Raw genomic sequence first — 26,305 nt, 5'->3', positions numbered from 1 at the left:
GAATGACAGTGGGCTTTGCGGTGCGCTGCCGCAATGGAAACCATTTGTTAAGGTTAACGGCGGCTGGGCCGATGAAGATTCCGGCAACGCCCTCGGATGATGAGTGGCATCGCCGTCAATTCACCGGCGGATATAGCGTATCGATGATCATGCGCGCATCGTGACGAGAATCGAGCATACCGTAGGTATTGCGCCACTGGCCCGCGAGCCGCGTCTCGACGAAAGCGTCGGCGATCCGCCCTGCCCCCAGCCGGCGCAACTCGGCCGCCGCCGCCGACAGCGCAAGCTGTTCCGTCAGCAGCCGGGCCGAGCCCTCGTCGGTCGAAGCGACCTGCATGGCCGCCTTCAGAACACCGACCGTGCCGCGTCCGCCGGCACCGAGGTCGCGGTCGATGCCGCCCAGCACCTCCTCGAAAAGGCCCGGGGCGCGGCCAAGCACGCGCAGCACATCGAGCGCCATGACGTTGCCCGATCCTTCCCAGATCGCGTTGACAGGTGCTTCGCGGTAATAGCGCGCGAGCGGAGCTTCCTCGACATAGCCATTGCCGCCAAGGCACTCCATCGCCTCATAAAGCAGCGGCGGCGCGATCTTGCAGACCCAGTATTTGACGACCGGCGTCATGGCGCGGGCGAACGCCGCCTCGCCGCGATCGCTCGCCGCCTCGTCGAAGGAACGCGCCAGCCGGAACGAGAGCGCGGTCGCCGCGGCGACATCGAGCGCCATGTCGGCCAGCACCCGCTGCATAAGCGGTTGCTCGATCAGGTTGGTCCCGAACACCTGGCGATGACGAGCATGATGGATCGCTTCGGCCAGCCCCGCCCGCATGATCGCCGAAGACGCCACCGCGCAGTCGAGCCGGGTCAGCGTCACCATGTCCATGATCGTCTTGACGCCGGCGCCGGGCTCGCCGACCATCTCGCCGATGGCGTTGACGAACTCGACCTCGGAAGACGCGTTGGAGCGGTTGCCGAGCTTGTCCTTCAGCCGCTGGAAGCGAAAGCCATTGCCCGACCCATCGCCGAGCACGCGCGGCACCAGGAAGCACGACAGCCCCTCCGGCGCTTGCGCCAGCACCAGGAAGGCATCCGACATCGGCGCCGACATGAACCATTTGTGTCCCGTCAGGCGGTAGAACCCACTTCCGACGCGTTCCGCCCTGGTCACATTGGCCCGCACATCCGTGCCGCCCTGTTTCTCGGTCATGCCCATGCCGAGCGTCAGCCCGGTCTTCTCGACCGGCGGCTTTTGGCTCTGGTCGTATTTGCGCGTCGTTACGCGCGGCGCCCATTCGCGAAACAGTTTTGGACTGGCCATCAGCGCCGCCAGCGAGGCGCTGGTCATGGTGATGGGGCAGAGGTGTCCGGTCTCGAGCTCGGCGGTCAGGTAGAAACGGGCGGCCCGCACCTGATGGCGGCGGCCAATCTCGGCGTCGCCATTTTCCCAGACTGAAGAGTGCAGGCCATTGGCCACCGAACGGCGCATCAAGGCGTGGTAGGCGGGATGGAATTCGACCAGGTCGATGCGCCGCCCCTGGCGATCATGGGTCCTGAGTTTCGGTGTCTCGACATTGGCGAGGCGCGCCAGTTCCTGGGCTTCTTGCGTGAGCACGAAACGGCCAAGCCCGTCGAGATCCTTGCGCACCGGATCCGAAAAGCGCTCGGCAAGCTGGATCAGCAACGGATCGCCTCGCCAGGCGTTGCCGCCCGTCAGCGGCGGCGGCTGGTTCGTCACGTCGTCGGTCACGCCCAATCCTTCTAGAAAGGCCCTATCGTTGGATAGCCTCGAATCCGAGGCCATCGGCTAGATATAGCCCAAGCGTTGCCGCGCGCGCGACGAAAATACCGGGGAGAACGGCGTCAATCCAAAGCGGGTGCTTGCGGGCGCGAAATCCGCACCCTATAGCAGCCCCTTGAGATGACCGACGCTTCGTCCCTGCCATTCTATCCTCACCGCCATCTTCTGGGCATCAGCGATCTTTCGCCCGCCGACATCGAGTTGTTGCTCGACAGGGCGGATCGGGCGGTCGCGATCTCGCGGCAGTCCGAGAAAAAGACCTCGACGCTGCGCGGCCGCACCCAGATCAACCTCTTCTACGAAGCCTCGACCCGCACGCAGTCGTCCTTCGAACTGGCCGGAAAACGGCTCGGCGCCGACGTCATGAACATGTCGGTGGCGAGCTCTTCCGTGAAAAAGGGCGAAACGCTCATCGACACCGCGATGACACTGAACGCCATGCGGCCCGATATATTGATCATCCGCCATCAGTCGGCGGGCGCGGCGGCCCTTCTGGCGCAGAAGGTCGGCTGCTCGGTGGTCAATGCCGGTGATGGCGCGCATGAACACCCGACACAGGCGCTGCTCGACGCGCTCACCGTCCGCCGCGCCAAGGGTCCGCTGTCGAAGCTGATCGTGGCGATCTGCGGCGACATCCTGCATTCGCGCGTGGCGCGCTCCAACATCATGCTGCTCAACGCACTCGGCGCACAGGTCCGCGTGGTGGCGCCCTCGACGCTGTTGCCCTCGGGCATCGACAGGATGGGCGTCATCGTCTGCCGCTCGATGGCGGAAGGCCTCAAGGACGCGGATGTGGTGATGATGTTGCGCTTGCAGCGCGAGCGCATGGAGGGCGCCTTCGTGCCGTCGGTGCGCGAATATTTCCGTTATTTCGGCCTGGATGCCGAGAAGCTGAAAGCGGCCAAGGACGACGCGCTGGTCATGCATCCCGGCCCGATGAACCGAGGTGTCGAGATCGCCTCCGAAATCGCCGACGGCCCGCAAAGCGTCATCCAGGAGCAGGTGGAAATGGGTGTCGCCGTGCGCATGGCGGTGATGGAAGCGCTGCTCGATCCCCGTCGTAATCAAGAGGGCCGCAATCAAGGGGGCCGCGGCGCATGAGCATCACGGTCTTTGAACGTGCCCGCATCGTCGACCCTTCGCGCGGCATCGACGAAGTCGGCTCGGTCATAATCGATGGCAAGAAAATCGTTGCCGCTGGCAAGGCAGCGCTGAACCAGGGCGTCCCCGACGGCGCCACGGCAATCAACTGCGTCGGCAAGGCGATCATGCCAGGTTTGATCGATGGCCGCGTCTTCATCGGAGAGCCGGGCGGCGAGCATCGCGAAACCATCGCTTCGGCGAGTGTCGCCGCGGCCGCGGGCGGGGTGACGTCGATCGTCATGATGCCCGATACCGACCCGGTGATCGACAATGTGGCGCTGGTCGAATTCGTGCTGCGCACCGCCAAGGATACGGCCGTCGTCAACATCTTTCCGGCCGCCGCCATCACCAAGGGCCTCCACGGGCGCGAGATGACGGAGTTCGGCCTGCTGCGCGAGGCGGGTGCGGTCGCCTTCACCGATGGGCGGCATACCATATCGAGCGCGCTGGTGATGCGCCGCGCGCTGACCTACGCGCGCGATTTCGGCGCCACCATCGTCCATGAAACGCAGGATGCCGACCTTGGGTCCTCGGGCGTCATGAATGAAGGCCTGTATGCCAGTTGGCTCGGTCTTTCCGGCATTCCCCGTGAAGCCGAATCCATCCCGCTCGAGCGGGACCTCGCGCTGGCGCGGCTGACGCGCGGTTCGTACCACGCCGCGAAGATCTCAACGGCAATGGCGGCAAGCGCCATGGCGCGGGCGAAGGCTGACGGCGCGGCCGTGACATCGGGCGTATCGATCCACAATCTGTCGCTCAATGAAAACGACGTCGGCGAGTACCGCACCTTCTTCCGCCTGACGCCGCCGCTGCGCGCCGAGGAAGACCGGCTGGCTATGATCGAGGCGGTGAAGGACGGAACGATCGATGTCATCGTCTCTTCGCATGATCCGCAGGATGTCGACACCAAGCGGCTGCCCTTCGCTGACGCCGCTGCCGGCGCCATCGGCCTCGAAACCCTGCTTGGGGCGGCCTTGCGGCTCTACCACAATGGCGACGTGCCTTTGCTCAGGCTGATCGAAACCTTGTCCACCGCGCCGGCGAGGCTGTTTGGATTGCCCGGCGGCACACTGAAGCCGGGCGCGGTAGCCGATCTCGCGCTCGTCGATCTGGATGAACCCTGGATTGTCAGTGAAAGCGGCATCCGCTCGCGCTCGAAAAACACCTGCTTCGAAGGCGCACGACTGCAAGGCAAGGTCTTGCAAACGCTGGTGGCGGGCCGCACAGTATTTTCTGCCTGAGCCGGCGGCAACCATGCCACATCGAGCATGGTTGTGGACAATGCGGGGGAAACAATGACTTACGGCCTGATCCTGGCGTTGGTGTTCGGTTATCTGCTGGGCTCAATTCCGTTTGGCCTGCTGCTCACCCGCGCGGCCGGCCTTGGTGACGTACGCAAGATCGGCTCCGGCAATATCGGCGCCACCAATGTGCTGCGCACCGGCAACAAGGGCCTCGCCGCCGCGACCTTGCTGCTCGATGCGCTGAAAGGCACGGCCGCCGTGCTGATAGCAGGCCATTTCGCGCCTGAGACGGCGGTCTGGGCTGGCTTTGGCGCCTTTCTGGGCCACCTGTTTCCGGCATGGCTGAGGTTTAAAGGGGGCAAGGGCGTCGCGACCTATCTCGGTGTGCTGGTCGGCCTTGCCTGGCAGGTGGCGTTGATCTTCGCCATTGTCTGGCTGGTGATGGCTTTTCTGTTCCGCTTCTCCTCGCTGGCAGCGCTGGCTGCGGCCGTCGTCGTCCCGATCGCCCTGTATTTCATGAGCACACCGCGGATTGCAGTGCTGTTCGTGGTCATGAGCATCATTGTCTTCATCAAACACTGGGAAAACATTTCGCGGCTGATTGCCGGCACCGAAGGCAAGATCGGAGCCAAGGGGTGAGCGAACCGGCCGCCGGGCCGCGTCTCACCGATCGCCAGCGGCTAAGCTGGCTGCGGCTGATCCGCACCCAGAATGTCGGCCCGGCCTCTTTTCGCGACCTGATCAACCGCTTCGGTTCGGCCGAGGTCGCGTTGGAAATGCTGCCGGAACTGATGATTTCCGGTGGCGCCAACCGGATCGTGCGCATCCCTTCCGTTGCCGAAACCGAGGCCGAGATGGAGGCCGCGAGGCGGATCGGTGCACGCTTTGTCGGCATCGGCGAGGCAGACTATCCGCCGCTGCTGCGCAGCATGGACAATCCGCCGCCGCTGCTGGCGGTCAAGGGTAACGCCGCGGTGTTCCGATTGCCGGGGGTCGCGATTGTCGGCGCCCGCAACGCGTCGCTTGCCGGCATCAAGATGGCGCGCATGCTGGCAGCCGATCTCGCAAGAGAGGGCTACGGCATCATTTCCGGCCTGGCGCGCGGCATCGATACAGCGGCGCATCAGGGCAGTCTCTTGACCGGTACGGTCGGAGTGCTCGCCGGCGGCCTCGACCTGCCTTGACGGTCAGTGTACATAGTGATATCCCCCGTCCGGTAACCCCAGCCGAAGGGAAGAACACACATGCTACAGCCGCGCGACCTCAAGGGAAGGAAGGCTATTAGCTACGCGCGCTGGTCGTCGGGGCGACAGGCAAAGGGCGACAGCCTCCGCAGACAGACGGAGAACGCGCAAGAGTTCTGTGCAACCTACGGCCTGACTATAGACCTCGCTCTGGTCGATGACGGTGTATCAGCCTTCAAGGGCGCAAACCTTGAAGCCAGCCTCGGCAAGTTCGTCACCGACGTGAAGAGTGGGAAGATAGCGAAGGACGTTGTCCTAATCGTTGAGAACATCGACCGCATAACCCGCGTGAAGCCCACCCAGGCTATTCGGTACTTCCTTGGGCTCTTGGACACCGGGCTGACCCTTGTGACCCTCACTGACCAGCGGGTTCATACAGCGGAGGGATATGACGACAACTTCTCTAACCTCATGATGTCCCTTATGGCCATGCAAGCGGCCTACGATTTCAGCGCCAAGATATCCTTCAGGGTCGGTAGCTCTTGGGTTGGAAGGGTCAAGGCGGCAAAGGAAGGCGGTCGCGTAAGGGTGTCTAAGGTCCCTTTCTGGATCGACCAGAAGACCCAGCAGTTCAACGACAGAGTTGAGGACGCTCGATTGGTGTTTGGATTGGCTAGGCAAGGGGCTGGACAGGCAGCCATAACCAATCGCCTGAACGAGGGGCGTATTCCAAGTTCACGCGGAGGAACTTGGGGCAAGTCGATGGTTCAAGACGTTCTGAAGTCACCTGCCGCCTATGGCTCACTTGTGCTCAAAGGGGAAGAGATACGCGACTACTTCCCGCCGCTGATCAGCGAAACAGAATGGCTCGCTATCCAGCACCAACACCGGTCGCGCCATAGGAACTCCCAAGCCGACAGCACCCGCAACCTATTTCCACGGCTCCTACGGTGTGGTCAATGCGGGTCCACGATGAACATGACATCCTCACGGTTTAGCGGAAAGGTCTTCAGCTACCTAGTTTGCAGCGGAAAGGCCCTGAGGCGGACGAACTGCAACCAACCGAACGTGAAGTATGACGAACTCGAACGGATGTTGGTGGAACAAATTGGGTTCCTTGCCGTGATGGATCGAGACGACGCAAAAGCCTCACCAGCGGGTAACCCAGCCAGCGAAATTGAAGACGCCATAAAGGCCTTGGAGTTCAAACAGAGGAATGTTCTCGATGGGATAGCCGAGGCCGACACATCCGACGTTCGCAGGGTTCTTCTTGCTCAGGCTGATGCCCTATCGAAGAACATCGACCTAAAGAAAAAGGAGCTAAGAGGCGCACGTGAGGCCATGGCCCGTCACACCTCAGTGGCAGACGCGACCGCTGAGGAGCTAGATGCGTACGCCGAAGAAATTCAGAGACTTGCCAAGACGGACCGTAAGGAAGCTCGGAGGCTGATTGGCGACCTCATTGAGCGTATTAACCTGAACACCGACGAAGAGGGCACTCTGCACATTTCTGTAGCCTTCTTCGACAGAAACGCCTCTGTCGACGCCGCTTCCGAATAGCCGCGAAGGCGTTAGATCATGCCGCGCGCGTTCGACCCCACCCGCCCGCCCATGGTGCTGCTGGAGGTTGCCAAGCGCGCCCTGGAGAAGGCGCTTAGCCCCTCAACTACTAGCGGAACGGGCGGTGGCTAGAGCGAAGTATTTCGCCATGAACTGCGGCAATTCGCTGAGCATCGGTATCACCAAACTGGTTGACCAGACGTACCGCTCCCTCGTGGAGCTATCCTTATACAACTTGTCGAACGACCACTCGGTCCCTTTGGTAGCCTGAAGCCGAAAGTCCTCAGTGTATTGCGGAAATACCTCCCTCACAGCAGCAGTGTATTCCGCTTCCTGTTGGGACGTGATCTGTTCGATGCCTTTATGGGCCAGCGCGTTCCGATGTTTGTTCATTAGGCGGGCCGGCTCTAGGTACGCCTTCGGGGCGCCAAGCATTTCCAAGACGTTGAGCTTATCGTACAGATAGTCTGCCCGTGCGACTTTAAACCTACCCACAGTAATGACATCAAGGGCATGCTCAGCCGCGCGTTCGACCTCGAAATGGCACCGGATAACCGCGCCGATATCGTCCTCACCGCGCAAGGCGGCGATGAGGCGGCTCGCGTCCGCCTGGTGCGACATCGTCAAGGTATCAAACCGCAGGTCGATCTTGTCCAATGCGTTCTCTCGCCAAAAGGCTGTTAGCTCGGAAGCTCACCACACCTTGATCTTGGCGCGGGGCGCGGCGAATCGGGTCGCCTGTCCTGGCGAAGGGTAGCGGAACCTGTGGCCTCGAAGCAACATAAGTGCCCTCCTCGCAACTTTTTCTGTAACCCGAATTGTCACTTGGATTGTCACAGCCGGTTCACCAATCCCCACATACGCCGAGCAACCCTTTGTGCCGATTGGGACCGCAAGGGATTAAACATCCTTTCCCCCAGATGTTCTATCTAATGCGCCGCTAGGCTGAAGATTTTGCAGCGTTTTTTCCTCTTGCGTGGTTCCGCTATGACGATCATATCAGCGCCACCAAACGACATTTCGGGTCAAGTGGGACCGGGGGCACTCCCCGGCGCAGGGGACTTTTGTGCCCCGTACAGCGGAACCAAAGGCCAGACCGGGGAGGAACCGGGCGGCTCCAGCATCGGGACAACCCCGAGCAAGGCGACTAATCCCGTGAAAGTCCGGGTCTGGTGGCTTCCTATCGACGGATGCCAGACAAAAAAGCAAAGACCTGTCGGCGTGAAGTGGCGCGGCGCGCCTCGGCTTGCGCTAGACGTCTACACCCACGGCGGCATCTCTGTCGACCGCGCGAGGCTTTCGCATGTCGTTCCACCATGGAAGGAACTCCCCCAGGTCGAACAGGAAGCTCTTTTCCGTTTCCAGTTCCGGCACGGCGTCGCTTCGGACGTGCCCGATGTTCCAGCCTTGGTAGTACACATCCGTGGCAGCGCGGAAGGCCGCAAGCAATTGTTCCTCGTTCGAAACCGTAAGCATGTCATCCAGCTCTTGAATGGGACAGAACACGGGACGCCGCTTGTCTTCCTCGGTAATCTCCGGTTCCTTGGCGGCGGCGATCTTCTCCGCCTCGGCAACTACGGTATCTCTGAGTTCCCTCGACACCTGCCCCCAAGCGTCCATGGTGAGGACAATGGCTGGTGCATCGGGGGTTACGTCAAGCGCGACGATGCCGCGCCGGACATGTGAAAAGAATCGCCAAAGCTGGAAGATCGCTTTGGCGATCTGCGAGTACCCGTTCTTCGCATTCTCTATTGGATCGTCGCCATACTGAGCTTCAAAAGTGAGCTTTGTGGCCTTACATTCAAAGACCGCTACGATGCGCCCGCCTTGGCTCAGGAGGATGTCCGGCGTTTCAACCGAGTTCTTTTTGTAGGTGTATTCCACGGCTGGCGCGGGTTCAAAGTCTGGACAATGCGCCTTGATAGATCGACGCGCGTAATCCTCGAAGCGTTTCGTCGCGTCATTTGTCACGGTCGTACCGCCATTTTGAAGGTCGTAGTACAACCCCATTGTCGCTCGCAGCAGAATGAGTGCTGGCAGAGGCGCGATGTATCGATCCCGTAGCCCCACGGCGCGACGGATGATCGGTTTGACCCGCAGATAGCTTGGTAGGTAAATGACCGGCAATCTGGTCCCTAGGCTCTTCTCGAATTTGCTCAAGAGCGCCTTAGACTCACGTCGGATCGCCCAGATGTCTCCCGAGAGGAGCTTGAGGCTCTTGTCGATCGCATCCTGAGACACCCTGAGGATTTGCAAGTCGGGGACGCGCTCCATCCAGGGACCTTGGGTTAAATAGCCGAAGTGGCCGAAAGCAACCGTGAAGAAGTCCATAACGGAGACGCCATACGTCTGCTGGAAGTAGGCGGCACACTCACCTTGTCCGTAGATGTAAAGGTATCGGTAGATGTCCCGTGGTCGGGCAAACCCACGCTGCCAAGCAAACTGGCGGTGGCCGATGCGGTGTACCTCTAGCAATACATTGGTGTCGTCGACACGTCCGGGAGTTTCATGATCTTCGACGGCGCGCAGCAGGTTCACGATGTTAGCAACAGTATTGAAGTCGCGCGTGTCCAACCGCTCCCGCTTGATCATCCCCGTCGCCTTCGGCGTATTCAAATCAAGGGTAATAAGCGTTTCCAAGTCCCATTTGTACGCCGCGTACTTGGACCCTATGTCGGTCGTCTCGGCTTCCTTCGGATGGTTCAGGAACTTGTTGGCCTGCCGTACGCGCTTGTCCTGAATGGCATGGATAGCCCAGATCATGCACAAGAAGGCCGGATCGTCGGTGTCGGCAAGACTCTTCCGCAGCTTAGGAAGGGCCGCTGCTAAATCGATGTTTCTCTTTTGGGCCACACACCAAACCTCCGTGTCTGGGGTGTGTAACAGATTCTATTCCGTTAGGTCGGCAATAGGTCAGTCCTCATCCCTCCACACAACTCGCCGCACTGTTCTGATTTGAGCAAGCCTTCTAACCCTGATGCCTTGCCGTTCTCGTGCGGTCGGGTTCTGCGCCTCGGCTTGCATGCAGTCGTTCTTGCCGCAGCGTTCGCAACTCATTTTGTGCCCTACTAGCTCGGCCTCCATGTCGCCAAAGATCTCGCTCAGGTCACTCGGCTGATACCAGCGTTTGACGTTGCAGAGCCCGCAGCGGACAAGCACCAGTTGCCCAACTTCATGGGCATTGCTGAGCCTCCATGCGCCTCCGCGCTTCGGTCGTCCGCCTGTGTCGGGCATGGCCCAAAATAGGAACTCATTCCTCCCTCAGTCAATTCACGCTTGACAGTTTTGTTCCTATTTTGTTCACTGCGGGCACACAGCGTTTGGAGTAACAGCGTTTGGAGTAACCGAAGTGGACCTCATGGCGAGTGACGAAATCAGCCTTCCAAGGCCGGGATTACATCACGGCACCGGGCATCCAACATCATTGGTGCGAGCGCCTTGGCTGCGGCAGGGATGCCGGCTGGGGCTTCGCGAAGCCGAAGCAGGCACCGCATTGGTTCTGTTTCGAGCATCGTGGCGATGGTGAGACATACCTGTGAGGCAGAACGATGCCAGCCGACCAACAGCAAGTCGATCCTCCCGCGATGGACCGGGAGCTTGCGGCCAACGAGGTTATTGCAACCTGCGGCGGGGATGCCCGAGAGGCTGTGAAGGCGCTTCTTGCCACCAACGCCTCATTGGAGCGTGAGGTGGCGCTGTGGGCTCCTGCGGTGAGCTATGGGTTCAGCCGGGGGTGGCACAGACGGAAGCGCAGCGGGACCGACTAACTTAGCGGCGCCTTGTGTTGCGGTGATGATTTGCTGTTCGTCTGAGGCTACTGTCCCGTTCAGACAAGAAGGTGGTGATGTCCATGCTCTATTTATTTCCCTCCGTGGTTTTTTTTGCTGGTGTCGCCATGGTTGTTTGGGCTCGCATCGGTCGTGACGGGCTTAGTAAGCTGGAAATTGGTGTGCTGTCCGTCATTGGAACAGCTGTTGCGCTGTTTGGACTTGGCATGTTCATGTTCCTTTCCCAGTTAGCGGGTGTGAAGTTGGGATAGGTGACGTCCGACCGGAGGCTTGAACCCATGAAGGGCATCACCATGTCAGACAACATCCTTCCCCAGCAGAAGGCTCCTAAGCTGATCGTCGTCACCGCCTTTGATCGCGATGAGACCGGCGACCTCCAGCCCGTCTTTGGGCCAGCCGAGCAGCAGACCGAGGACCGAGCGATAAGGACCGCGAAGGGCTTGGCAGGGAAACATGCCGGGGTCATTGCGTGGTCACGCGACGCCAATCCAGGCTGGGGGAATACGGCGAGCCGACGACGCTGTTTGTGCGCGGCGACGTGCCGGACATGTATGACGTGAAGCATTGGTCCGAAGAGGTTGCGGCATCCAGAGGCCTCAGCATTCCAAGCTATTTCGGCATAGCCTCCTCAGCGGTCGTGAGAAATACGAGTGTCGAAGCCGTCATGTGGAGCATATAGGCGGCAAAATGGGCAGGCACGTCTGTTGGTGTCGAACCTTGCCCGTGGCCACTCATCCTGTTGCGGCCTGTCGGTATGCTGCTCTCAAGCAAAGACCTAAGCGAAGTTAACTGACCTTGCCAGAATTGCGGCACCAACCCGTTGTCGTAAAGCACACCAATGAGCTTGCTCGCCGTATCGTTGGGGCTATACGACCAGCGGCGCTTATCGCAAATGGATTTCATCGTGCTCTCGTACGCCTTAAGGCACTCATTCAGAGCCTCCTTGATATTCCCATGGCGGTAATGCTCGTAGGCCTTGAGAAACTCCTCATGCGCTCCCTTGTAGCTTTTGGTGTTGAGAAGGCGGAGGGCCGGCTTCACTGCCTCAGCATGGATCAACTCAGAATCTATGCGAACCACCTCTCCGTCGATGAACTGGTAGCCCACGCCGTGTTCCTTGAGGCGGGCATTGAGTTCCTCGATAGCGTTCGTAGCGAACCGATCTGCGTTGTGGCGTCCTAAATACCCGTTTGCGCGCACAATCCTGTCGATAAGACGAAAGCCAATCTCGATAACGTCGAGAACCTGCTCGGTATGTTCGGTCTGCAGTAGGAAATTGAGCAGTTGGTTAGGGTAATCCTTGTCTGCGTGAGCCGGAGTGGATCCAAGCCTGAATACGCCATACTCACGGCAAAGGATTTGTACTGCTGTTTGATAGGACTCTCTAATCTGCTGGTGGTAGTGGTAAGTTTCGTCAGATAATTCTCCTATCGCGTCTCTCAGTATATGCACGATCTGAACCCGCAGGGGCTGGGGGATCATTTCGTACTGATAGATATCAGGCATTTCGCCGCGTAGTCGCTTCTGACGCTTAGAAAAAATATCAAAGATGCTCACCTTGGTGCGCCCGCCTGTGAATGTACCAAAAGCTAAGCAGACGTGCCGGAAGTAGCAAGCGGAATGGATCAATGCGACCGAAACATTCCCTGCTCTTTAGCGGCACATCGACGTGACTAATGCCAGCAGTGATGGCGATCTTATCGAACCTGAGGCAGACCGTTGGGGAGAACCAGTGGAGTGCCGTAAATGGGAAGGCCGCAGCGGACAGAACCGACTGATCGAGCGCGTCGAGGCAGAGGTCCGCCGCTATCCGCCACTTAGGGCCGCACTTCAACCACTTCAGGCGTTCCGTGATGGCTCCCTGAACGTTGTTGCAACTGTAGCGATGCCCGACCTCCGTCCTAGCAGGGGCGTTAGGGCTGAACCAAAGGTGGGACATCGACCTCCTCCTTTGTCACCACGGCTGGCTAGGGCTCGCACCAAGGGCGCGGCGTAGGCGGGCAGCTTGTGGCACCGCAGATGAACGGCACGGCCAGACCCTCAGAAATCAGCGCGTCACCAACGTCTTGGCCGTTCGCGAAGAGCGAGCCGCAGCTTCGCCCGTAGTTGCAGTGGTCTGTCCCCTCGGCCCCTACCGGACAGGAGCAAGGGATCATCTCCAGTTCGAGCTTTGCGGAAGCGACCAACTCTGTAAGGCGAGCCTTCGCTCGACGCCCAAGGTCTGCTTCAACCGCGCACCTTGGCTCTATGCTCTCAGGAGCATTGAAGCCGACCAGCCGGGTTCCCTTTGCGGTGCCATCGAGCCGGATGGTGTCTCCGTCCGTTATAGTGAACTGTGATCTTGCAAGCGGTACTCTGCCCCCTGTTTCCGATCTCGCGAAGGACGGCATGCTTGGCCATGTGACGTGCCCGCCCTTGATGAAGAACGAGTAAATCAGGGACCCGACGACTAAGGCCAGCACGAGCCCAAAGGTTCTCGCGAACCGGGCTGCCAAGTACCGGGCCTCACGAGCAAGCGGTCTTCGCCAGCGGCGCGGTTGCCAGCGTTGCGACGATAGGGGCTTATTCGCGCTCGGCTGCGATGGTGCCTTGGTTGTTGGCGGTGCGGGGCCGATGGTCTCGTAGAGCTTAGACCATTGCTTCGCGCTCAGCCGCATGCGCGGGCCGTACTTCACCAGACGGTCACGCATGTCGAGGAGGAATTGGCGTTGCCATTGGCTGAGGTGGCCACGAACAAGCGCAGCCTCGATACGGGACTTCAGGTCGTCGTCAGGCCCCATTAGGATAGCCCCACTCCTCCTCACAATATCGGGCAGCCGCTTATGTGTGAATAGGTAAGGTGAGGTCCCTTTGGCATCCTAGTCAGTCACCCGTATCCGGCAAGAGGACCCCCTCCTCCTTGGCAGCCAGCCTGAAGCACCTTCGGGCCTCCTGAGGTGTCGCCAGGTCAGCAAGAGCGGCCATGCAAACGCTCACCGCGCGGTCCCAATGAGGGCCACGCTTGGTCCACTTCAGGAGTTCGCCGGATGCAGCTTCTACGTTGTGGACGTTGACCCGGACACCCGCCTCGTTGGTCCTTATCACGGGGACCGCTGGGTTGAACCAATGGAGCGACATGAGTGAACCTACATTCCGCCTCGCGAAGCTGACGTGGACCTGTTAACCCTACCAGATGGACATTCACCGCGTTAAGCCGGAAGCCGGGCCGTTCTTTGTGGCCATAGGCGCCTCAGGTTCGGATGGCCTCAGCGACATCAAAGATCTCCTCAGCGAACTGCCCAAGTACCTACAGGCCATCGTCCTCGTGGTCCTGCATAGGCCAAGCGATAGGGTAAGTCACCTGAGGGAGATTTTGGGTAAGTGGTCAAACATGCCTGTGCTGATAGCCGATGAAGATGACGTTTTCCACGTCGGAAATTGCTACATCGGCCAGCCCGACGCGCACCTCGCGTTAGCGGCCAGAAGCAACGTGGACCTTGTTGAGGGCGCGGGACACATACACCGGGGGCAGACGGTCGACATCCTCTTCAATTCTGTGGCCGTTCACGCCCAGAGCCGTGCTATCGGGATTGTGTTGTCAGGCGCGCTGAGTGATGGCTCGCGCGGACTGGCCGCAATAGCCCAGCCGGTGGTGCCACGATGGTTCTCACCGAGGCCGGCGAGATCAAAGCTGGGATGCCTATGAACGCCGCGCGCTATGACGGGCCGCTCGACTTCGCCGGTTCTGCCAATCAGATCGCCCGCGAAGTCATTCGAAGGGTGCCGCAGACTGGAGAGCACGTGGACCTATAGCTTGGGGAGCAGAACTCCCTCCTCCTCGGCAGCCTCACGGAAGGCGTCTCGGACAATCTCGGGTCTGACCTTATGATCCAGTGCGTCGATGCAGAGGTCCGCCGCAATCTGCCACTTAGGGCCGCGTTTGGACCACTTCAGGAGTTCCGTGATTGCTCCCTGGACGTTGTTGCAATTGTAGCATTGCCCAACGCTCGTCCTAACTGGGACGTTAGGGCTGAACCAAAGGAGCGACATGGGGGTGCCCTCACTCGTGAAGGTCGAAGACCAGGAACACCTGATCCATCTTGCGACACTGATCATCAACTCGATCAGCTCACAGTCCGTCTGGGTTAGCTGAGGACCCTCCCTACGAACAGCTTCGAGGGTCGCCTTAACGGAGACCACACTGCCCACAGTGGCGTCATTCAACACTGCACAGATGATGTCCCTGGCGCTGTATGACGGTAGACGTGATGTCTGAGCATCCATTATCGCCTCCTACCCCAGGATAAACGGTGGGGTCAGTTTCCGATAAAATCAAGAGGCGAAATCGTACCGAGTTGGGGGTCACTATATTTGGTAGAAATTTCCTTACGGGTGATCGGATAACTGGCACGCGCGCCGACCCCCCGTGCCCCCTCCTCTTGCCAGCGCAACGGGTTCTCTAGCGTTCGTTTCGCCAATCCTGGCGTGATCCCTGACTATCCGGGCCGCCTCTCATTCGGCTCAAGATGAACAAGGCGATTGCGCCACCTACAATTGCGCCGAAGATGCCGCCAACGGCAAGTTCTCCCAGCGCCTTGCCTAACTCAAAGGTGCCGAATTTGTCGGCGAGAGTGGCAGTTATAACTAGACCCGTCGGAAGTCCTACGACCATTCCGAGGATAAGAGCAATGATGGTAGTTGCAATTTCACCGGCAGCTTTCATTGACCTTGCCCTTTGTTGGGACCTGCCGGTTTCCTATAGGGTCTGTCGAATGTAAGACACGTTAATCTCGGCTGGACGTCGGACGCACCGCAGGAAGCGAACGTAGCCTGGATGCCATTCTCGAACCTTGATTTGTACCTAATTCTCAGGTACAAGGTACAGATGTGAGGCGCTACGCCTTGCGGATCAAGGGATAGGGGCAAAGAGAATGACCACCGCAGTTTCATATCTTCGGACCTCCAGCCGGACGAATGTCGATGGCGACAGCGCCCCCAGGCAGCGACAGGCGATAGAGGAATACGCCAAGCGACATGGGATCAAGGTGACCAAGGAGTTTCATGACGCGGCTGTGAGCGGCGCTGACCCGATTGACACCCGCCCCGGCTTCCAATCCCTGCTGAAGCATCTGGTCGGGAATGGTGCCAAGGTGATCCTGATAGAGAACGCGTCCCGCTTCGCCCGTGACCTCGCTGTCCAGTTGGCTGGGCATGAGCTTTTGAAGGGCCTTGGCTATGAGTTGATCCCAGTGGACGCTCCAAGCCACTTCACCGACGACACCCCGACCGCTGCCATGGTGCGGCAGATACTGGGTGCCGTGGCTGAGTTTGAGAAAGCTCAATTGGTGGCGAAGCTCAGGGGTGCCCGTAACAGGCGCTCAGATGCCCTTGGGAGGCGCGTGGAGGGCAACCACGGTTACAAGGTGTCGAGCCCTGAGTTGATCCGTGAAGCCAAGCGGCTGGCCCGCAAGAGCCCCAAGACGGGCAAGGGAAGGAGCCTGCGGCAGATCGCAGCCGAGCTTGCGCGGAGCGGTCACACGACAGCGAACGGGCAGCCGTTCTCAGCGTCCCAGGTGCGGCGGCTGATCGATGCTGCCTGATAGGGCCTCCACTAGCACTGAGCAGGGTCGCGATCCCTAAATAGCCTGACCACTAGCACTACGAAGCGCCATAGCCCCTCCACTAGCACTACCGATGGCTCACATTAGCAACCGCTGAATAGGTGGCCCACTAGCACTACGAAGCGCCATAACCCACCCACTAGCACTACCAAGGGCCTCATTAGGTGGCCCACTAGCACTACGAGGCGAATACCCACACAACTAGCACCTACCCAACGCTCTTCACCCAAGCTGCCCCGTGCAGTTCTCCCCTGTTGCGACCGCCTGTTTGCCCTGTTTCGCTCCCTCGTGGGCGACGGGACGTGGCGCTTGGCGGGGCAGCTTTGGTGAGGCGCGCGTGTCGCCTTATCTGTCCTCCCCTTTTGGACTGGACGGCTCACTCAGCCATCAACCCCTTGCACAGAAGGAACCAGCATTGATCACATTGCACAGCCAAGATGGTGCGCCATTCGAGCCCTTCGAGCTTCTGCCTCCCGCTCAGGTCTCCCAACACTGGGTGAAGGAGCAGGAGGAATACCGGAAGAAAGGCCCTCGCTGGTCCTCCCCGCTCTACGCCAAGGTGATCGCCAGCGACACAGAACGGGACACCGATTTCCACCATCAGGCCACCCTCGTTCTCGCGGAGCGTGGCTTCGCTGGGCCAGCCGTGGCGCGTGTCCTGGGCACGTCCCTGCGCTCTGTCAGGTCGCACCTCAGCACCCCCTCAGCAACCCTGTCAGCCGAGCGCCAGGAGGTTGCTAAGCGGCACGCAATCGAGGCCCACAACATGACCAAGCGGGGCAAAGCTCCGTTTGATGTTGAAGCCTATCTGATCGCCAATGAACTGGTCAGCGAGGCTGAGGCGTCGTGGCTGGGCGACGAGCCGTTCAGGAGCCGGCCCTCGCGGGAGAAGGTTCACCGATACCGGGTGGACGGCACTTTGTCTCAGAAGCGCATCGCCAAGCTGCTGGGGATCACGAGACAGGCTGTCGGCAAGATAGTTCAATCATTGAACTAACAGTGCAATCACGGCGCAAGACCCCCTGACATCAAATCAATTTGTGCTGAGATATCATAGCTTTAGCGTGCGTTAGGGGAGGCAACTTTTCTATATAGAGAAGAACCTTCAAGGGCTTCTCCCTTTCAGGTGATACCATTGGCCAGCCCTTCGGGTTCGCTATCTTCGATAGGCTGACCGAAGAAGACCCCAATCCTGTGCTGAAGAGTTCCTGAGGCTGCACAGGGACATAATACATCCCTCAGAAATCCCTCTTTAGAAGAGACTGCCTGAGGCTTCACTTATAACGAATGTTCCATGGTCGCTTCGCTCCCGAAGACCATGGGAGGTGTCTCCTTAGTACCTGATCCACCTCAGCACATCTTCACTCCCACCTTCGGATTGGTCTCTAGCTGAACATTCGTCACGAAGGTGACCCTAGAGCTACTACCGAACTCCACCTTAAGTCAGAGCCACCCGAGGGACTTCCTCCCGTGGTCTCCACTCCCTGTGGTCTTCCCTCGTCAGAGGCCCAGCACGGGCACCTTAAGGGGTGATCACCACGGAAGCCATTCAATCGCCCTGGGGCCACTCCCGAGGGCTTCCCACATCAAGAAGAGGACATCCACATGAACGACGAAGCTACGCGCCGGCAATGGCGTGAACACAAGCGCAAGTGGCGCGCTGCCAACCGAGAGCGCAACCGCGAGATTGACCGCGAGACCTACTACCGTAACCGCGAGACCATCAACGCCAAGCGCAAGGAGCTTCGCATCTTGTTCGCCGAGTGGCGGCAGACGTTGAAGACGGCAGAGGCCCCAAGCGCTAGCGGACTGGCGCAATGAGCGGCATCCACCAGATCACCCCGACAGTTCGAGTTGTCGAGACCGACCGGGAATGGCTCATCCAGGCAGGCGAGATGAAGCGGACCCGGAGGCGGGGACTAGAGCCGACCGGCAAGTGGGTCGACCGCGCATACATCACGAGCCGGTCTATGCTGAACTTGGAATTGAGGCGGATGATCGGCACGAAGGGGAGCCTTCTGGGGCACGTCGAGCAACCCGTACTAGACTGGCTTAACGGGCTACCTGTGCGGCATCCGTCACGAGACCGGCAGCCCAGTGTCCTTGACATGCTGGAGGCCGCAGCGGGCAGCGAGCATGGGGACACCTTCCATGACCATCTCCCGCTGATCGTGAAGCATGGCCCGCTGAAATACCGCAACGACCGGAATGCCCGTTTTGACCCTTGACGAGATCAAGCGGCTGGACTGGGTCGCGACCTACCCCACGCAGGAAGCGGCCCTGACCCTGATCGAATGGCTGAAGGCCGACGACTGGGAAATCTCTTCGGTGCTTGATCGAAGATTGCCGAGCATCGGCATCGACTGGACGACTAGCTTCTCCATGGCGGCCGAGCGGTGCTTTCAGGTCTACGGGTATCCCGAATTGGAGGCTGTAGCGGTTGCCCAAAGAGTTGCGGAGGCGTGGATGCGTCCGACCCGCTCAGCGCCACAGGAAGGGGCCACCGGAGGCAGCGGCGATCTCTCCGCAGCATCTACCTCAGCCGCAACGGACGCGCGTCCTGAAGGACGAGAGACGGCGACCTACGGGTTCACCCCACGGCGCTGAGGCTCAGCTCTGAACTTTGTCGGGACGTCCCAACAAACTCTCATCACCACCACCACGAGACATCAACCTTTCCCCGGACCCAGACTACGGGGGACCGACACCACCTCCATGTTTGACGTGTAGGTGACCCAGCATTCAACAATGAAGGAACGGCAAATGCATTACGACGACAATCCGAACAAATACCAGACCGACAACACGCCGGTGGCTCAGGCCATGTTCAGGGCGCGAGAAGCACAGGCTGAAGCCGACAGGGCAAAGCAAGGCGCGCTGGCTGCCGAGGCCAAGGAACGCGCTCAGAAGGAAGAGATTGACCGTGCGGTCGACCTCTCGATGTCCCGCGCTAACTGGCAGCTGCAGGCCAGAAGCATGAATACCGGGCAGGCCTTGACCGAGGGTCAGAAGGCGCAGGCAGCGATGGCGTCCAATGCCGGCGCGTACAGCGCAGCCCCTCAGGTCCTTGTTGACCAACTCCCTGTGACCATCGGCGGCATCCAGCTTGGGCCTCAGCAGGCCAAAGACATGCTTGCCCGTGGAGAGATCAGGCAGGCCGATTACGCGGCGGCTGTGAATGCGGCGCTGGTCCCCTACGGCCAGTCTTTCAGGTAGCCCCGGCTGGCTCTGAGAAGCCTTCGGCCCCCGTTGAGGGGTCGGAGGTCCAGACCGGGGATGAGGTCGACAAGGCGGAAGTGCCCGACCTCGACATCTTGGACCCTTCCGAGATCGAGGGGATTGCAGACAAAGCGATCACCCAGTTCAACGATACCGTCGACCGGGACATGGCCGAACTGATCGTGACCAAGTTCACCTATGACGGAACCCTCGACGCCAACGTGATCGGCGTTGACCAGGGGACCCTCGACGCGACGGTTAGGGCATTCGAGAACAAAATGACGAGCGTGGCCCTAGCACCGGTTGGGTTGACGCTCAGCGATTACCTCGACTGCTGCGACCCTGCGGACTTGCCGGCGATTAGGTCTCTGGTGGTCAAGGGTGACTGGCGGTCCATCGCGGAACACGCAAGCCGCATACGGGCGGCAATCAACTCCCAAGGAGATGATTGACATGAACAGTAGCCGTCGACCACTTCGACTAACGCCCCACTCCTAAAGCCTACCCCCTTCCCGCGACGGACCTGAGGTCCCCGATGTAGGCCGATAGCCGAGGCGACAAGGGCGGCAGAAACTCTCGAAGCTGATGAGCCGTTTCAGCCTGAGTATCGCGAAGTCGAGATGAACGGAGAAATCGTCCGGTGCGGCAACCCAGACGCCATCATCCAGATGATGAGCCAATCCGCCGGGCCAGAGCAGCGCATCCTAATGGCCACCTACGAGGCAGCCCTAGCCGCCCTCAAGGAAACCAACGGCGGGCCGGCCACGCAGTTCATGCGACAAGAAGCGCTAGAGGCAGCAATGGCCGCTGACGGCATTGAGGTGGAAATGACCGGTCCTGAACAGGCCCCGGTCCAATGAGGGCCAACGCTGACGCTTCGCGGACATCGTGGCCGCGTGGCGGGACGACCATGTGCAGCACGTTAGGGAAACCTTTGGGGACGAACCGGCAGACAGCGCCGACGCCGCCCTGAAGGCTTCCGGTGGATGAGACCGAAGGCACGTCACAGGCCTTCCTCGGCACTCCACAGAGCTTGACCTCAAAAGTCAGCAAGCCCTCATCGCAATCACTATGTACACTAACTCATAAGGCCTGCCCTACCCACCCGAAAATACCGGCCTGTGCGATGACATTGCCGAGCGCGGCGCCATCATCTCGGAAATGCCGTTCGGCTGGCAGCCGCGTGCCCAGGATTTCCCGCGCCGTAACCGTCTTGTTGCTGGTGCTGCCCTTGGACTGGTGGTGGTCGAGGCAGCGCAGCGCTCAGGCTCGCTGATCAGCGCCAGGCTTGCCGGCGAGATGGGCCGACTGGTCTTTGCCGTGCCCGGCTCACCACTCGATCCGCGCGCAGCCGGTACCAACGGCCTGCTCAAGGACGGCGCCACGCTGGTCACCGAAGCTTCGGACATCTCCAGGGCGATCCTTCCGCTGACCGGCATGCGAGCGCCTGAGGTGCCGCCGTTTGAAGACCCGCCCGATTTTTCGGCAACACCGCCACCGGGCGAGAGCGACCGCGCCAAGGTGATCGAGGCGCTGGGGCCGACACCGGTGCCGGTCGACGAAATCATCCGCCACACCGGCCTGCACCCGGCCCAGGTCTTCATGGTGCTGCTGGAACTCGACCTCGCCGGTCGCCTCGAGCGCCACGCGGGTGGCAATGTTTCGCTGGTTTTCGGGGAAGGCTGACCGCCCTCAGTGACGGTTGGTCTTTTTATCCTCCGTCTCGACGTAATCCTGCGTGTTGTCGCCAAAGAGATCCTTTTGGACAAACTGGCGCCAGACCTCGTCCGCGTCCTGCGGGCGCGACGGATCGAAACCCGGCTCGCTCTCGTGCTCGTTCGGGAGCGACCGCCGGCGTAGCCAAGCAGGCATGATCTCCAGGATGAGACTGGTGAATTGGGTCATCACCGACTCCTTCCATTCAAGGGATGGACCAGACCGGTCGATCCATCCAAGTTGCGCTGGCTCACCGCAGCCAGCCAAGCCAAGGCCTCGCCAACCCCGGCAAGCACATGGCGCGCCGCTGTCGGTCCGCTCGGTTTGATGCGGATCGAGATGCCGTCCATCTCATTCACGGCCTCAAAACCATTCTCGTCGGATGTGTCGTCGCCAAGAAACACCGGCCGCCTCGCCGCGAAAGCCGGCAGATCCAAAAAGCGCCTGATTGCCGCTCCCTTCGCCGCCTCCAACGGCATCAATTCAACGCCGGCATTGCCAGCCAGCACCCGATACCCCACGGGCAACCTTCCCAGCGCCTGCTCGACCAGTTGCGTCGCACGCTGCAACAATTGCGGTGCCGCGCGTGTGTGGATTGCGAGGATCGGACCCTTGCGCTCGATATAAACGTCCGCACTGCCCAGCTCCGCTTCGATTTCCTCGGCAAGCGCCGCAATGTCGGCCGGCTCTCCCGCCGCCTCGACCGGACCATCACGCGTGAGCCTGTGTTCAAGGCCGTAAAGCCCGGCGGCGCGCAATCTGAGGGGCTGGAAAAGATGATCCACTGCAGCGATCGACCGTCCCGTGATGAACGCCAGAGCTCCGTCCAATTGCAATTCGAGCCCCGCCAACAGCGTCCGCAGCTCATCGCCGACCACCACCGCATCTGGATGCGCGGCATGTTCGAGAAGCGTGCCATCGATATCGAGGAAAAGGCACCACGCATCCTGCGGGACGTTGGGTTCGGTCAAGTTTGACAATGTCGACATCACAGCGCTGCCACGCGCTTGCGGTCGAGCAGCGATATCACATTGCCAGTAGAACCGGGGCCAGTAGAACCGGGGGCGCCATTGACGGCACGATCGACCGCATCGCGTTTGCGCAGGCGCGCCGCATCGAACAGCATGCTCCCAGCCCATCGATAGACATTGTTTTCGCGTACGACCTCGCGCATGCGTCGCATGCGCTGACTTTGCTCTTCCGGTGACATGGTCAAGGCTTGCAGCAGGGCGTCGCCCATCATCGCCGCGTCATAGGGATTGACGATCAACGCCTCCAGCAGCTCCTTCGACGCGCCGGCAAACATGCTGAGCAGCAGCACGCCCTGTTCATCCTCGCGCGCCGCGACAAACTCCTTTGCAACCAGGTTCATGCCGTCGTGAAGGCTGGTGACCATGCAGACGTCGGCGGCCCGGTAAATCTCGTAGACCTGTGCTTGCGAGTGATGTTCGGTCACCAGCACCACCGGGGTATAGCCTTCACGACCATGGCGCTGGTTGATATCCTCGGCATGGCGCAGACATTCCTCGTATAATTGTTGATAGGCAGGCAAGGTGCCGCGGCTTGGCGCGGCGACCTGTAGGAACGCCACCTTGCCGATCCATTCCGGATGCAGTGTGAGCAACTCATCGAGCGCGTTGAGGCGGTCCAGGATGCCCTTGGTATAGTCGAGGCGTTCGACGCCCACGCACAGCCTGACGTTTTCGGCAAAGCCGAATTTATCGCGGATAAGCCGGCGACATTCTGCAACGGCAGGCAGTTTGCTCAGACGCGGCGGCTCCCATTCGATTGAAATCGGATAGGCGTGAACCAGGCTGATCTGACCGCCATAGGAGATGGCGGAATCCTCACGCTCGATCCTGCTCTCCAGGAAGCGGTCGACGCTATCGATGAAGTTGTTGCAATGGAACTGGGTGTGAAAGCCGACGATTGAACTGCCCAGCAAGCCTTCGAGAATCTTCTCGCGCCATGGGCAGATGCTGAACACCTCTGAATTCGGCCACGGAATGTGCCAGAAGGTGATGATGATCGCTTCCGGCAGGCGCTCCCGGATCATCCGCGGCAACAGCGCGAAATGGTAGTCCTGGACCAGCACGATGGGCCGCTCGTTACGTGCCTCCGCGACGACGGTATCGGCGAATTTACGGTTGACCGCCTCATAGGCCTCCCAGTCGGAGGCGCGGAATATCGGCCGGGTGAAGGCTATGTGGCACAGCGGCCAGAGCCCTTCATTGGCAAAGCCCAGGTAATAGCCTTGCAGTTCTTCCTCGCTCAGCCAGACGCGGCGCAACGTATAGGAAGGGTTTTCAGGCGGCACCTCGACGCGGTCATTTTCGTCGACGACAAGCGGATCGGCCGAACCGCCACCATAGGCGATCCATGTGCCGGCGCAGGCGCGCGTAATCGGCTCCAGCGCGGAGACCAGCCCGCTGGCGGGCACGACCAGTTGGATTTCGTCGCCGTTGCGGTTGTGGATATAGGGTTCGCGGTTTGAAACCACGATCACCTGCGCATCGGGAAGTTCCTTCGCCAAAATGTGCCGCAAGGTTTCCGGCGACCATTGGACGAGCGCGGCGGTCGCGGATTGCCCGTTCTTCTCGAATTCCGGCAACGGACCGCGAATGGGTTCTGCTTCAGACCTGGCGAGCTTCGCGCTTCTGGTCCGATTTCCTCGCGATATTACCACCGCAAGCGCGACGCATGAGATACCGATAATTGCGAGAATGAAGAGCCACATTGTAACCGAAGGGACGACCAGATACCAACTGTTGTCGGGCATTTCGAATTGACTACCTTTCAATGGGACGCGGCAATTCCACCGGCAGAATCTCCGGCATCCATGACGTGCTGACCCAACGTTCCGCACTCATGATGGTTCCGATTTTTCAACTCCTGACCACCAGAGGCACCAGTCCCTCGTGCGCATCCGCAAGGAAGGCGCCGACACGATCTCCCACGCGCTGGAACGTCAGATCCACCGCCACATGTCCGACCGAGAGATGGCGAATGACGAGATTGTCGATACCGATCGGCAAGCGCGGCTGGGTCACGTGAATTTCGTTCGTCCGACCGTCAATCTGAAGGCCCAGGCAGGCCTGCATGAGCATGAAGGCGGAGCCTGCGGACCAGGCCTGCGGCAGGCAAGCCACCGGATAGGCAATCGGCGCTTCGCCGGCCGCGCGCGTGAATCCGCAGAACAGTTCGGGCAGCCGCATGTTGAAATGAACCGCGGATTCGAAGGTCCCACTCATCAACCGCACCACGTTGTCGCGAATGCCGTAGCGCGCCAGTCCGGCGGCGCAGATCGCGGTGTCGTGCGGCCAGATGGAGCCGTTGTGATAGGACATCGGGTTGAAGAAGATAGCGTCGTCCGCCAGCGTTCTCAGCCCCCAGCCGGAATGGAACGAAGCCGATAGCAGTTGATCGGCGACAATGCGTGCGCGATCCGGATTGGGAAGGCCGACATAGAGCAGGTGGCCCGCATTGGACGTGCGCACCTTGCAGGGTTGGCCATCGCCATCGATCGCCAGCGCATAATAGCCAAGGTCTTCGATCCAGAAATGGCGTTCGACATGTTGGCGAATCGCATCGGCGCGCAGTTCCCAATTTTCCGACCGCTCCTCTTCGCCGCGCAGCCGTGCAAGCTTTGCCAATCCCTGGAACGCCGCAAAGACGTAACCCTGGACCTCGACCAGCGCGATCGGTCCTTTCGGAATGCGGCCATCGGCATGGAAGACGGAATCGAAACTGTCCTTCCATCCCTGGTTGGCAAGACCGGATTCCGCGGCGCGCTGGTAGGTAAGGAACCCGGTCGAACGGCTCGCCGTCTCGATCCACTCGGCGGCGGCGCACAGCGATGGCCACAGGCTATCGATGAATTCCGTGTCTCCCGTGCGGTCCGCATAGGCGCAGGCGAGATGGATGTAGAGCGGCGTCGTGTCGACGCCGCCATAATAGCGGCCGAACGGCAACTCACTCAGCGCCGCCATCTCGCCCTTGCGGGTCTCGTGCATGATCTTGCCGGGCTCGGAATCGCTGAAGGGTGAGGTTTCGGTCGCCTGGTGCTGGGCGAGAAACGCAAGCACGCCACGGGCGAGGCCGGGATTTAGCCAAAGCATCTGCAGAGCGGAAATCACGCCGTCCCGGCCGAAGGCGGTGGAGAACCACGGAATGCCGGCATAGGGGTAAGGCCCCGTCGCCAGTTCCGTCGTCAGCAGCGCCACGTCGGCGCGGGCCCGCTCCATCCAGTCATTGAAGACGCGGCCCGAACTGTGGAGCGTCGCCCCATGCCGGCGCTTGGCGCGCATGCCGAAACGGGCGCGGGCGGCGGCGGCCCGGAACCGATCGCTTTGCGGGCGGGCGTCTGTCTTGCTCCCCACCTCCACGTAAAGCGTCTGGCGGCTGCGCTTGGTGACGGCAATGAAGAAATCCGCCCGCTCGGAGGTCAGTTGATCGGGCGGCTGTGAAAACGAGATCGCCGATGTCCGCTCCACTTCGTCCAGGCCTTCGTAGCGAAGCACGACCGAACTCTGGTCGATCTCTGCCGTGTGCGCGGTGCCGCGCTTGGAACGGGTCGAACCTCGGACTTCGAACATGTCGCGAAAATCGACGCCAAAGCGCAGCGACACCAGGACCGTCGAATGCTCCCGGCTATAGTTGGAGAGCGTGATGCGTTCATATAGCCTTTCCTCCCACAGAAGCCTGACCCGCTCGATATGGATCGCGCCCTGCGGAATCTGACGGCCCGCGGCGCTCTCGATCGGCAGATTGGTCAGGTTGCTGGTGAACAGGACGTTGTCCTGACTAAGCGATGCGCCAAGCAACGACAGCGACCGCCCGCCAACGGTCAGGCGAAATTCGGAGAGCATGCGCGTGTCGTCACGGAAGAAGCCGTCGCCAGCGCCGCGTATGTCGCCATAGGCATCGGCGACGGCAAAGCAATCGCTATGCTTGAGGGCGTAAAGCCGATGCGGTTCCCTGGGAGCGGTGTCGTCCAGGGAAGCCAGTGCTATTGCAGGGTCGAGCTTGCGCTCGTCGAGTTGGGTAATGGTCAAGA

General features: G+C 60.4%; 26 protein-coding genes and 3 pseudogenes. 17 read left to right on the top strand and 12 right to left on the bottom strand.

What is annotated here, in order from left to right; genetic code table 11:
* Positions 1-115 precede the first annotated feature (115 nt).
* Positions 116-1,798 (bottom strand): DNA alkylation response protein, encoded by a 1,683-nt coding sequence (locus O7A60_RS14200; protein WP_463146831.1) that lies wholly within the window; start codon positions 1,796-1,798, stop codon positions 116-118.
* A gap of 117 nt (positions 1,799-1,915) precedes the next feature.
* Between O7A60_RS14200 and O7A60_RS14195 the strand changes: the two genes are divergently transcribed.
* The 5 genes and pseudogenes from O7A60_RS14195 to O7A60_RS14175 all read left to right on the top strand — a co-directional run bounded on the left by O7A60_RS14195 (position 1,916) and on the right by O7A60_RS14175 (position 6,926).
* Positions 1,916-2,896, top strand: coding sequence for an aspartate carbamoyltransferase catalytic subunit (locus tag O7A60_RS14195; RefSeq protein WP_337106845.1), 981 nt, complete (start codon positions 1,916-1,918; stop codon positions 2,894-2,896).
* Entirely contained in the window at positions 2,893-4,179 is a 1,287-nt protein-coding gene (locus tag O7A60_RS14190) for a dihydroorotase (RefSeq protein ID WP_337106844.1), read from the top strand. The genes O7A60_RS14195 and O7A60_RS14190 overlap by 4 nt, the downstream gene beginning before the upstream one ends.
* 54 nt (positions 4,180-4,233) lie before the next feature.
* Positions 4,234-4,821, top strand: coding sequence for a glycerol-3-phosphate 1-O-acyltransferase PlsY (gene plsY, locus O7A60_RS14185; RefSeq protein ID WP_337106843.1), 588 nt, complete (start codon positions 4,234-4,236; stop codon positions 4,819-4,821).
* Positions 4,818-5,363, top strand: a pseudogene (locus O7A60_RS14180) (DNA-processing protein DprA); the annotation flags it as partial. The gene plsY and the pseudogene O7A60_RS14180, both read left to right, overlap by 4 nt.
* A 63-nt stretch (positions 5,364-5,426) precedes the next feature.
* Positions 5,427-6,926 carry a recombinase family protein gene (locus tag O7A60_RS14175; protein ID WP_337106842.1) on the top strand — a complete coding sequence of 500 codons (1,500 nt, stop codon included), beginning with the start codon at positions 5,427-5,429 and terminating at the stop codon, positions 6,924-6,926.
* A 102-nt stretch (positions 6,927-7,028) separates the two neighbouring features.
* Here O7A60_RS14175 and O7A60_RS14170 read toward each other — a convergent pair whose 3' ends face one another.
* The gene (locus O7A60_RS14170; protein WP_337106841.1) at positions 7,029-7,583 is read right to left on the bottom strand and encodes a hypothetical protein; all 555 of its coding nucleotides are present in this window, start codon (positions 7,581-7,583) and stop codon (positions 7,029-7,031) included.
* A 594-nt stretch (positions 7,584-8,177) separates the two neighbouring features.
* A complete protein-coding gene (locus O7A60_RS14165; protein WP_337106840.1) occupies positions 8,178-9,779 on the bottom strand; it encodes a hypothetical protein in 1,602 nt (533 codons plus the stop codon).
* 991 nt (positions 9,780-10,770) lie between these two features.
* Between O7A60_RS14165 and O7A60_RS14160 the strand changes: the two genes are divergently transcribed.
* Both O7A60_RS14160 and O7A60_RS14155 read left to right on the top strand, forming a co-directional pair.
* Complete coding sequence (locus O7A60_RS14160) at positions 10,771-10,965, top strand: hypothetical protein (protein ID WP_337106839.1); 195 nt, start codon at positions 10,771-10,773, stop codon at positions 10,963-10,965.
* Between the two features lie 42 nt (positions 10,966-11,007).
* Positions 11,008-11,264, top strand: a pseudogene (locus tag O7A60_RS14155) (hypothetical protein); the annotation flags it as partial.
* Between the two features lie 59 nt (positions 11,265-11,323).
* Here the strand turns inward: O7A60_RS14155 and O7A60_RS14150 are convergent.
* From O7A60_RS14150 to O7A60_RS14140, 3 genes are all read right to left on the bottom strand, one after another.
* Complete coding sequence (locus tag O7A60_RS14150; protein WP_337106838.1) at positions 11,324-12,271, bottom strand: STM4504/CBY_0614 family protein; 948 nt, start codon at positions 12,269-12,271, stop codon at positions 11,324-11,326.
* Between the two features lie 410 nt (positions 12,272-12,681).
* A complete protein-coding gene (locus O7A60_RS14145) occupies positions 12,682-13,104 on the bottom strand; it encodes a thermonuclease family protein (protein WP_337106953.1) in 423 nt (140 codons plus the stop codon).
* 472 nt (positions 13,105-13,576) lie between these two features.
* Positions 13,577-13,831, bottom strand: coding sequence for a DUF982 domain-containing protein (locus O7A60_RS14140; protein ID WP_337106837.1), 255 nt, complete (start codon positions 13,829-13,831; stop codon positions 13,577-13,579).
* A 55-nt stretch (positions 13,832-13,886) separates the two neighbouring features.
* On the opposite strand from O7A60_RS14140, the gene O7A60_RS14135 reads away from it, so the two are divergent.
* Positions 13,887-14,399: a chemotaxis protein CheB gene (locus O7A60_RS14135; protein WP_337106836.1), complete on the top strand. Its 513-nt coding sequence runs from the start codon at positions 13,887-13,889 to the stop codon at positions 14,397-14,399.
* 101 nt (positions 14,400-14,500) lie between these two features.
* On the opposite strand, the gene O7A60_RS14130 is transcribed toward O7A60_RS14135, so the two are convergent.
* The gene (locus O7A60_RS14130) at positions 14,501-14,743 is read right to left on the bottom strand and encodes a DUF982 domain-containing protein (RefSeq protein WP_337106952.1); all 243 of its coding nucleotides are present in this window, start codon (positions 14,741-14,743) and stop codon (positions 14,501-14,503) included.
* Positions 14,744-15,152: 409 nt separating this feature from the next.
* Entirely contained in the window at positions 15,153-15,416 is a 264-nt protein-coding gene (locus O7A60_RS14125; protein WP_337106835.1) for a hypothetical protein, read from the bottom strand.
* A 208-nt stretch (positions 15,417-15,624) separates the two neighbouring features.
* Between O7A60_RS14125 and O7A60_RS14120 the strand changes: the two genes are divergently transcribed.
* The 9 genes and pseudogenes from O7A60_RS14120 to O7A60_RS14080 form a co-directional block, all read left to right on the top strand.
* Complete coding sequence (locus tag O7A60_RS14120) at positions 15,625-16,293, top strand: recombinase family protein (RefSeq protein WP_337106834.1); 669 nt, start codon at positions 15,625-15,627, stop codon at positions 16,291-16,293.
* 436 nt (positions 16,294-16,729) lie between these two features.
* Entirely contained in the window at positions 16,730-17,311 is a 582-nt protein-coding gene (locus O7A60_RS14115) for a hypothetical protein (RefSeq protein ID WP_337106833.1), read from the top strand.
* A gap of 608 nt (positions 17,312-17,919) precedes the next feature.
* On the top strand, positions 17,920-18,135 hold the full coding sequence (locus tag O7A60_RS14110; RefSeq protein ID WP_337106832.1) for a hypothetical protein: 216 nt from the start codon (positions 17,920-17,922) through the stop codon (positions 18,133-18,135).
* Complete coding sequence (locus tag O7A60_RS14105; protein WP_337106831.1) at positions 18,132-18,542, top strand: hypothetical protein; 411 nt, start codon at positions 18,132-18,134, stop codon at positions 18,540-18,542. The genes O7A60_RS14110 and O7A60_RS14105 overlap by 4 nt, the downstream gene beginning before the upstream one ends.
* Positions 18,532-18,921, top strand: coding sequence for a hypothetical protein (locus tag O7A60_RS14100; protein WP_337106830.1), 390 nt, complete (start codon positions 18,532-18,534; stop codon positions 18,919-18,921). The genes O7A60_RS14105 and O7A60_RS14100 overlap by 11 nt, the downstream gene beginning before the upstream one ends.
* A 156-nt stretch (positions 18,922-19,077) precedes the next feature.
* Positions 19,078-19,530, top strand: a complete 453-nt coding sequence (locus O7A60_RS14095; protein ID WP_337106829.1) for a hypothetical protein — start codon at positions 19,078-19,080, stop codon at positions 19,528-19,530.
* Between the two features lie 80 nt (positions 19,531-19,610).
* On the top strand, positions 19,611-19,985 hold the full coding sequence (locus tag O7A60_RS14090; protein WP_337106828.1) for a hypothetical protein: 375 nt from the start codon (positions 19,611-19,613) through the stop codon (positions 19,983-19,985).
* Between the two features lie 168 nt (positions 19,986-20,153).
* Positions 20,154-20,393: a hypothetical protein gene (locus O7A60_RS14085; RefSeq protein WP_337106827.1), complete on the top strand. Its 240-nt coding sequence runs from the start codon at positions 20,154-20,156 to the stop codon at positions 20,391-20,393.
* Between the two features lie 232 nt (positions 20,394-20,625).
* Positions 20,626-21,219, top strand: a pseudogene (locus O7A60_RS14080) (DNA-processing protein DprA); the annotation flags it as partial.
* Between the two features lie 6 nt (positions 21,220-21,225).
* On the opposite strand, the gene O7A60_RS14075 reads toward O7A60_RS14080, so the two are convergent.
* The 4 genes from O7A60_RS14075 to O7A60_RS14060 form a co-directional block, all read right to left on the bottom strand.
* The gene (locus O7A60_RS14075; protein WP_027142581.1) at positions 21,226-21,438 is read right to left on the bottom strand and encodes a hypothetical protein; all 213 of its coding nucleotides are present in this window, start codon (positions 21,436-21,438) and stop codon (positions 21,226-21,228) included.
* Positions 21,438-22,238, bottom strand: coding sequence for a trehalose-phosphatase (gene otsB, locus O7A60_RS14070; RefSeq protein WP_337106826.1), 801 nt, complete (start codon positions 22,236-22,238; stop codon positions 21,438-21,440). The genes O7A60_RS14075 and otsB overlap by 1 nt, the downstream gene beginning before the upstream one ends.
* Entirely contained in the window at positions 22,238-24,028 is a 1,791-nt protein-coding gene (locus O7A60_RS14065; protein ID WP_337106825.1) for an alpha,alpha-trehalose-phosphate synthase (UDP-forming), read from the bottom strand. Before O7A60_RS14065 ends, otsB begins: the two co-directional genes overlap by 1 nt.
* Positions 24,029-24,134: 106 nt before the next feature.
* A complete protein-coding gene (locus O7A60_RS14060; RefSeq protein ID WP_337106951.1) occupies positions 24,135-26,297 on the bottom strand; it encodes an amylo-alpha-1,6-glucosidase in 2,163 nt (720 codons plus the stop codon).
* Between the last annotated feature and the right edge of the window lie 8 nt (positions 26,298-26,305).

The sequence above is a fragment of the Mesorhizobium salmacidum (SeqCode) genome (genome assembly GCF_037179605.1).
In the GTDB taxonomy this organism is placed as follows: Bacteria; Pseudomonadota; Alphaproteobacteria; order Rhizobiales; family Rhizobiaceae; genus Mesorhizobium; species Mesorhizobium salmacidum.
Note: the sequence above shows the minus strand (reverse complement) of the source record. Positions and strands in the feature narration are given on the sequence as shown.

Bases quoted from the DNA above. Each gene is read 5' to 3' on its own strand.
- O7A60_RS14065 (WP_337106825.1), bottom strand. From the start codon at position 24,028: ATGCCCGACAACAGTTGGTATCTGGTCGTCCCTTCGGTTACAATGTGG.
- O7A60_RS14130 (WP_337106952.1), bottom strand. From the start codon at position 14,743: ATGTCGCTCCTTTGGTTCAGCCCTAACGTCCCAGTTAGGACGAGCGTT.
- O7A60_RS14190 (WP_337106844.1), top strand. From the start codon at position 2,893: ATGAGCATCACGGTCTTTGAACGTGCCCGCATCGTCGACCCTTCGCGC.
- otsB (WP_337106826.1), bottom strand. From the start codon at position 22,238: ATGTCGACATTGTCAAACTTGACCGAACCCAACGTCCCGCAGGATGCG.
- O7A60_RS14140 (WP_337106837.1), bottom strand. From the start codon at position 13,831: ATGTCGCTCCATTGGTTCAACCCAGCGGTCCCCGTGATAAGGACCAAC.
- O7A60_RS14200 (WP_463146831.1), bottom strand. From the start codon at position 1,798: ATGGCCTCGGATTCGAGGCTATCCAACGATAGGGCCTTTCTAGAAGGA.
- O7A60_RS14135 (WP_337106836.1), top strand. From the start codon at position 13,887: ATGGACATTCACCGCGTTAAGCCGGAAGCCGGGCCGTTCTTTGTGGCC.
- O7A60_RS14105 (WP_337106831.1), top strand. From the start codon at position 18,132: ATGAGCGGCATCCACCAGATCACCCCGACAGTTCGAGTTGTCGAGACC.
- O7A60_RS14145 (WP_337106953.1), bottom strand. From the start codon at position 13,104: ATGCCGTCCTTCGCGAGATCGGAAACAGGGGGCAGAGTACCGCTTGCA.
- O7A60_RS14125 (WP_337106835.1), bottom strand. From the start codon at position 15,416: ATGAAAGCTGCCGGTGAAATTGCAACTACCATCATTGCTCTTATCCTC.
- O7A60_RS14075 (WP_027142581.1), bottom strand. From the start codon at position 21,438: ATGACCCAATTCACCAGTCTCATCCTGGAGATCATGCCTGCTTGGCTA.
- plsY (WP_337106843.1), top strand. From the start codon at position 4,234: ATGACTTACGGCCTGATCCTGGCGTTGGTGTTCGGTTATCTGCTGGGC.
- O7A60_RS14085 (WP_337106827.1), top strand. From the start codon at position 20,154: ATGAACGGAGAAATCGTCCGGTGCGGCAACCCAGACGCCATCATCCAG.
- O7A60_RS14110 (WP_337106832.1), top strand. From the start codon at position 17,920: ATGAACGACGAAGCTACGCGCCGGCAATGGCGTGAACACAAGCGCAAG.
- O7A60_RS14160 (WP_337106839.1), top strand. From the start codon at position 10,771: ATGTCCATGCTCTATTTATTTCCCTCCGTGGTTTTTTTTGCTGGTGTC.
- O7A60_RS14120 (WP_337106834.1), top strand. From the start codon at position 15,625: ATGACCACCGCAGTTTCATATCTTCGGACCTCCAGCCGGACGAATGTC.
- O7A60_RS14095 (WP_337106829.1), top strand. From the start codon at position 19,078: ATGCATTACGACGACAATCCGAACAAATACCAGACCGACAACACGCCG.
- O7A60_RS14175 (WP_337106842.1), top strand. From the start codon at position 5,427: ATGCTACAGCCGCGCGACCTCAAGGGAAGGAAGGCTATTAGCTACGCG.
- O7A60_RS14195 (WP_337106845.1), top strand. From the start codon at position 1,916: ATGACCGACGCTTCGTCCCTGCCATTCTATCCTCACCGCCATCTTCTG.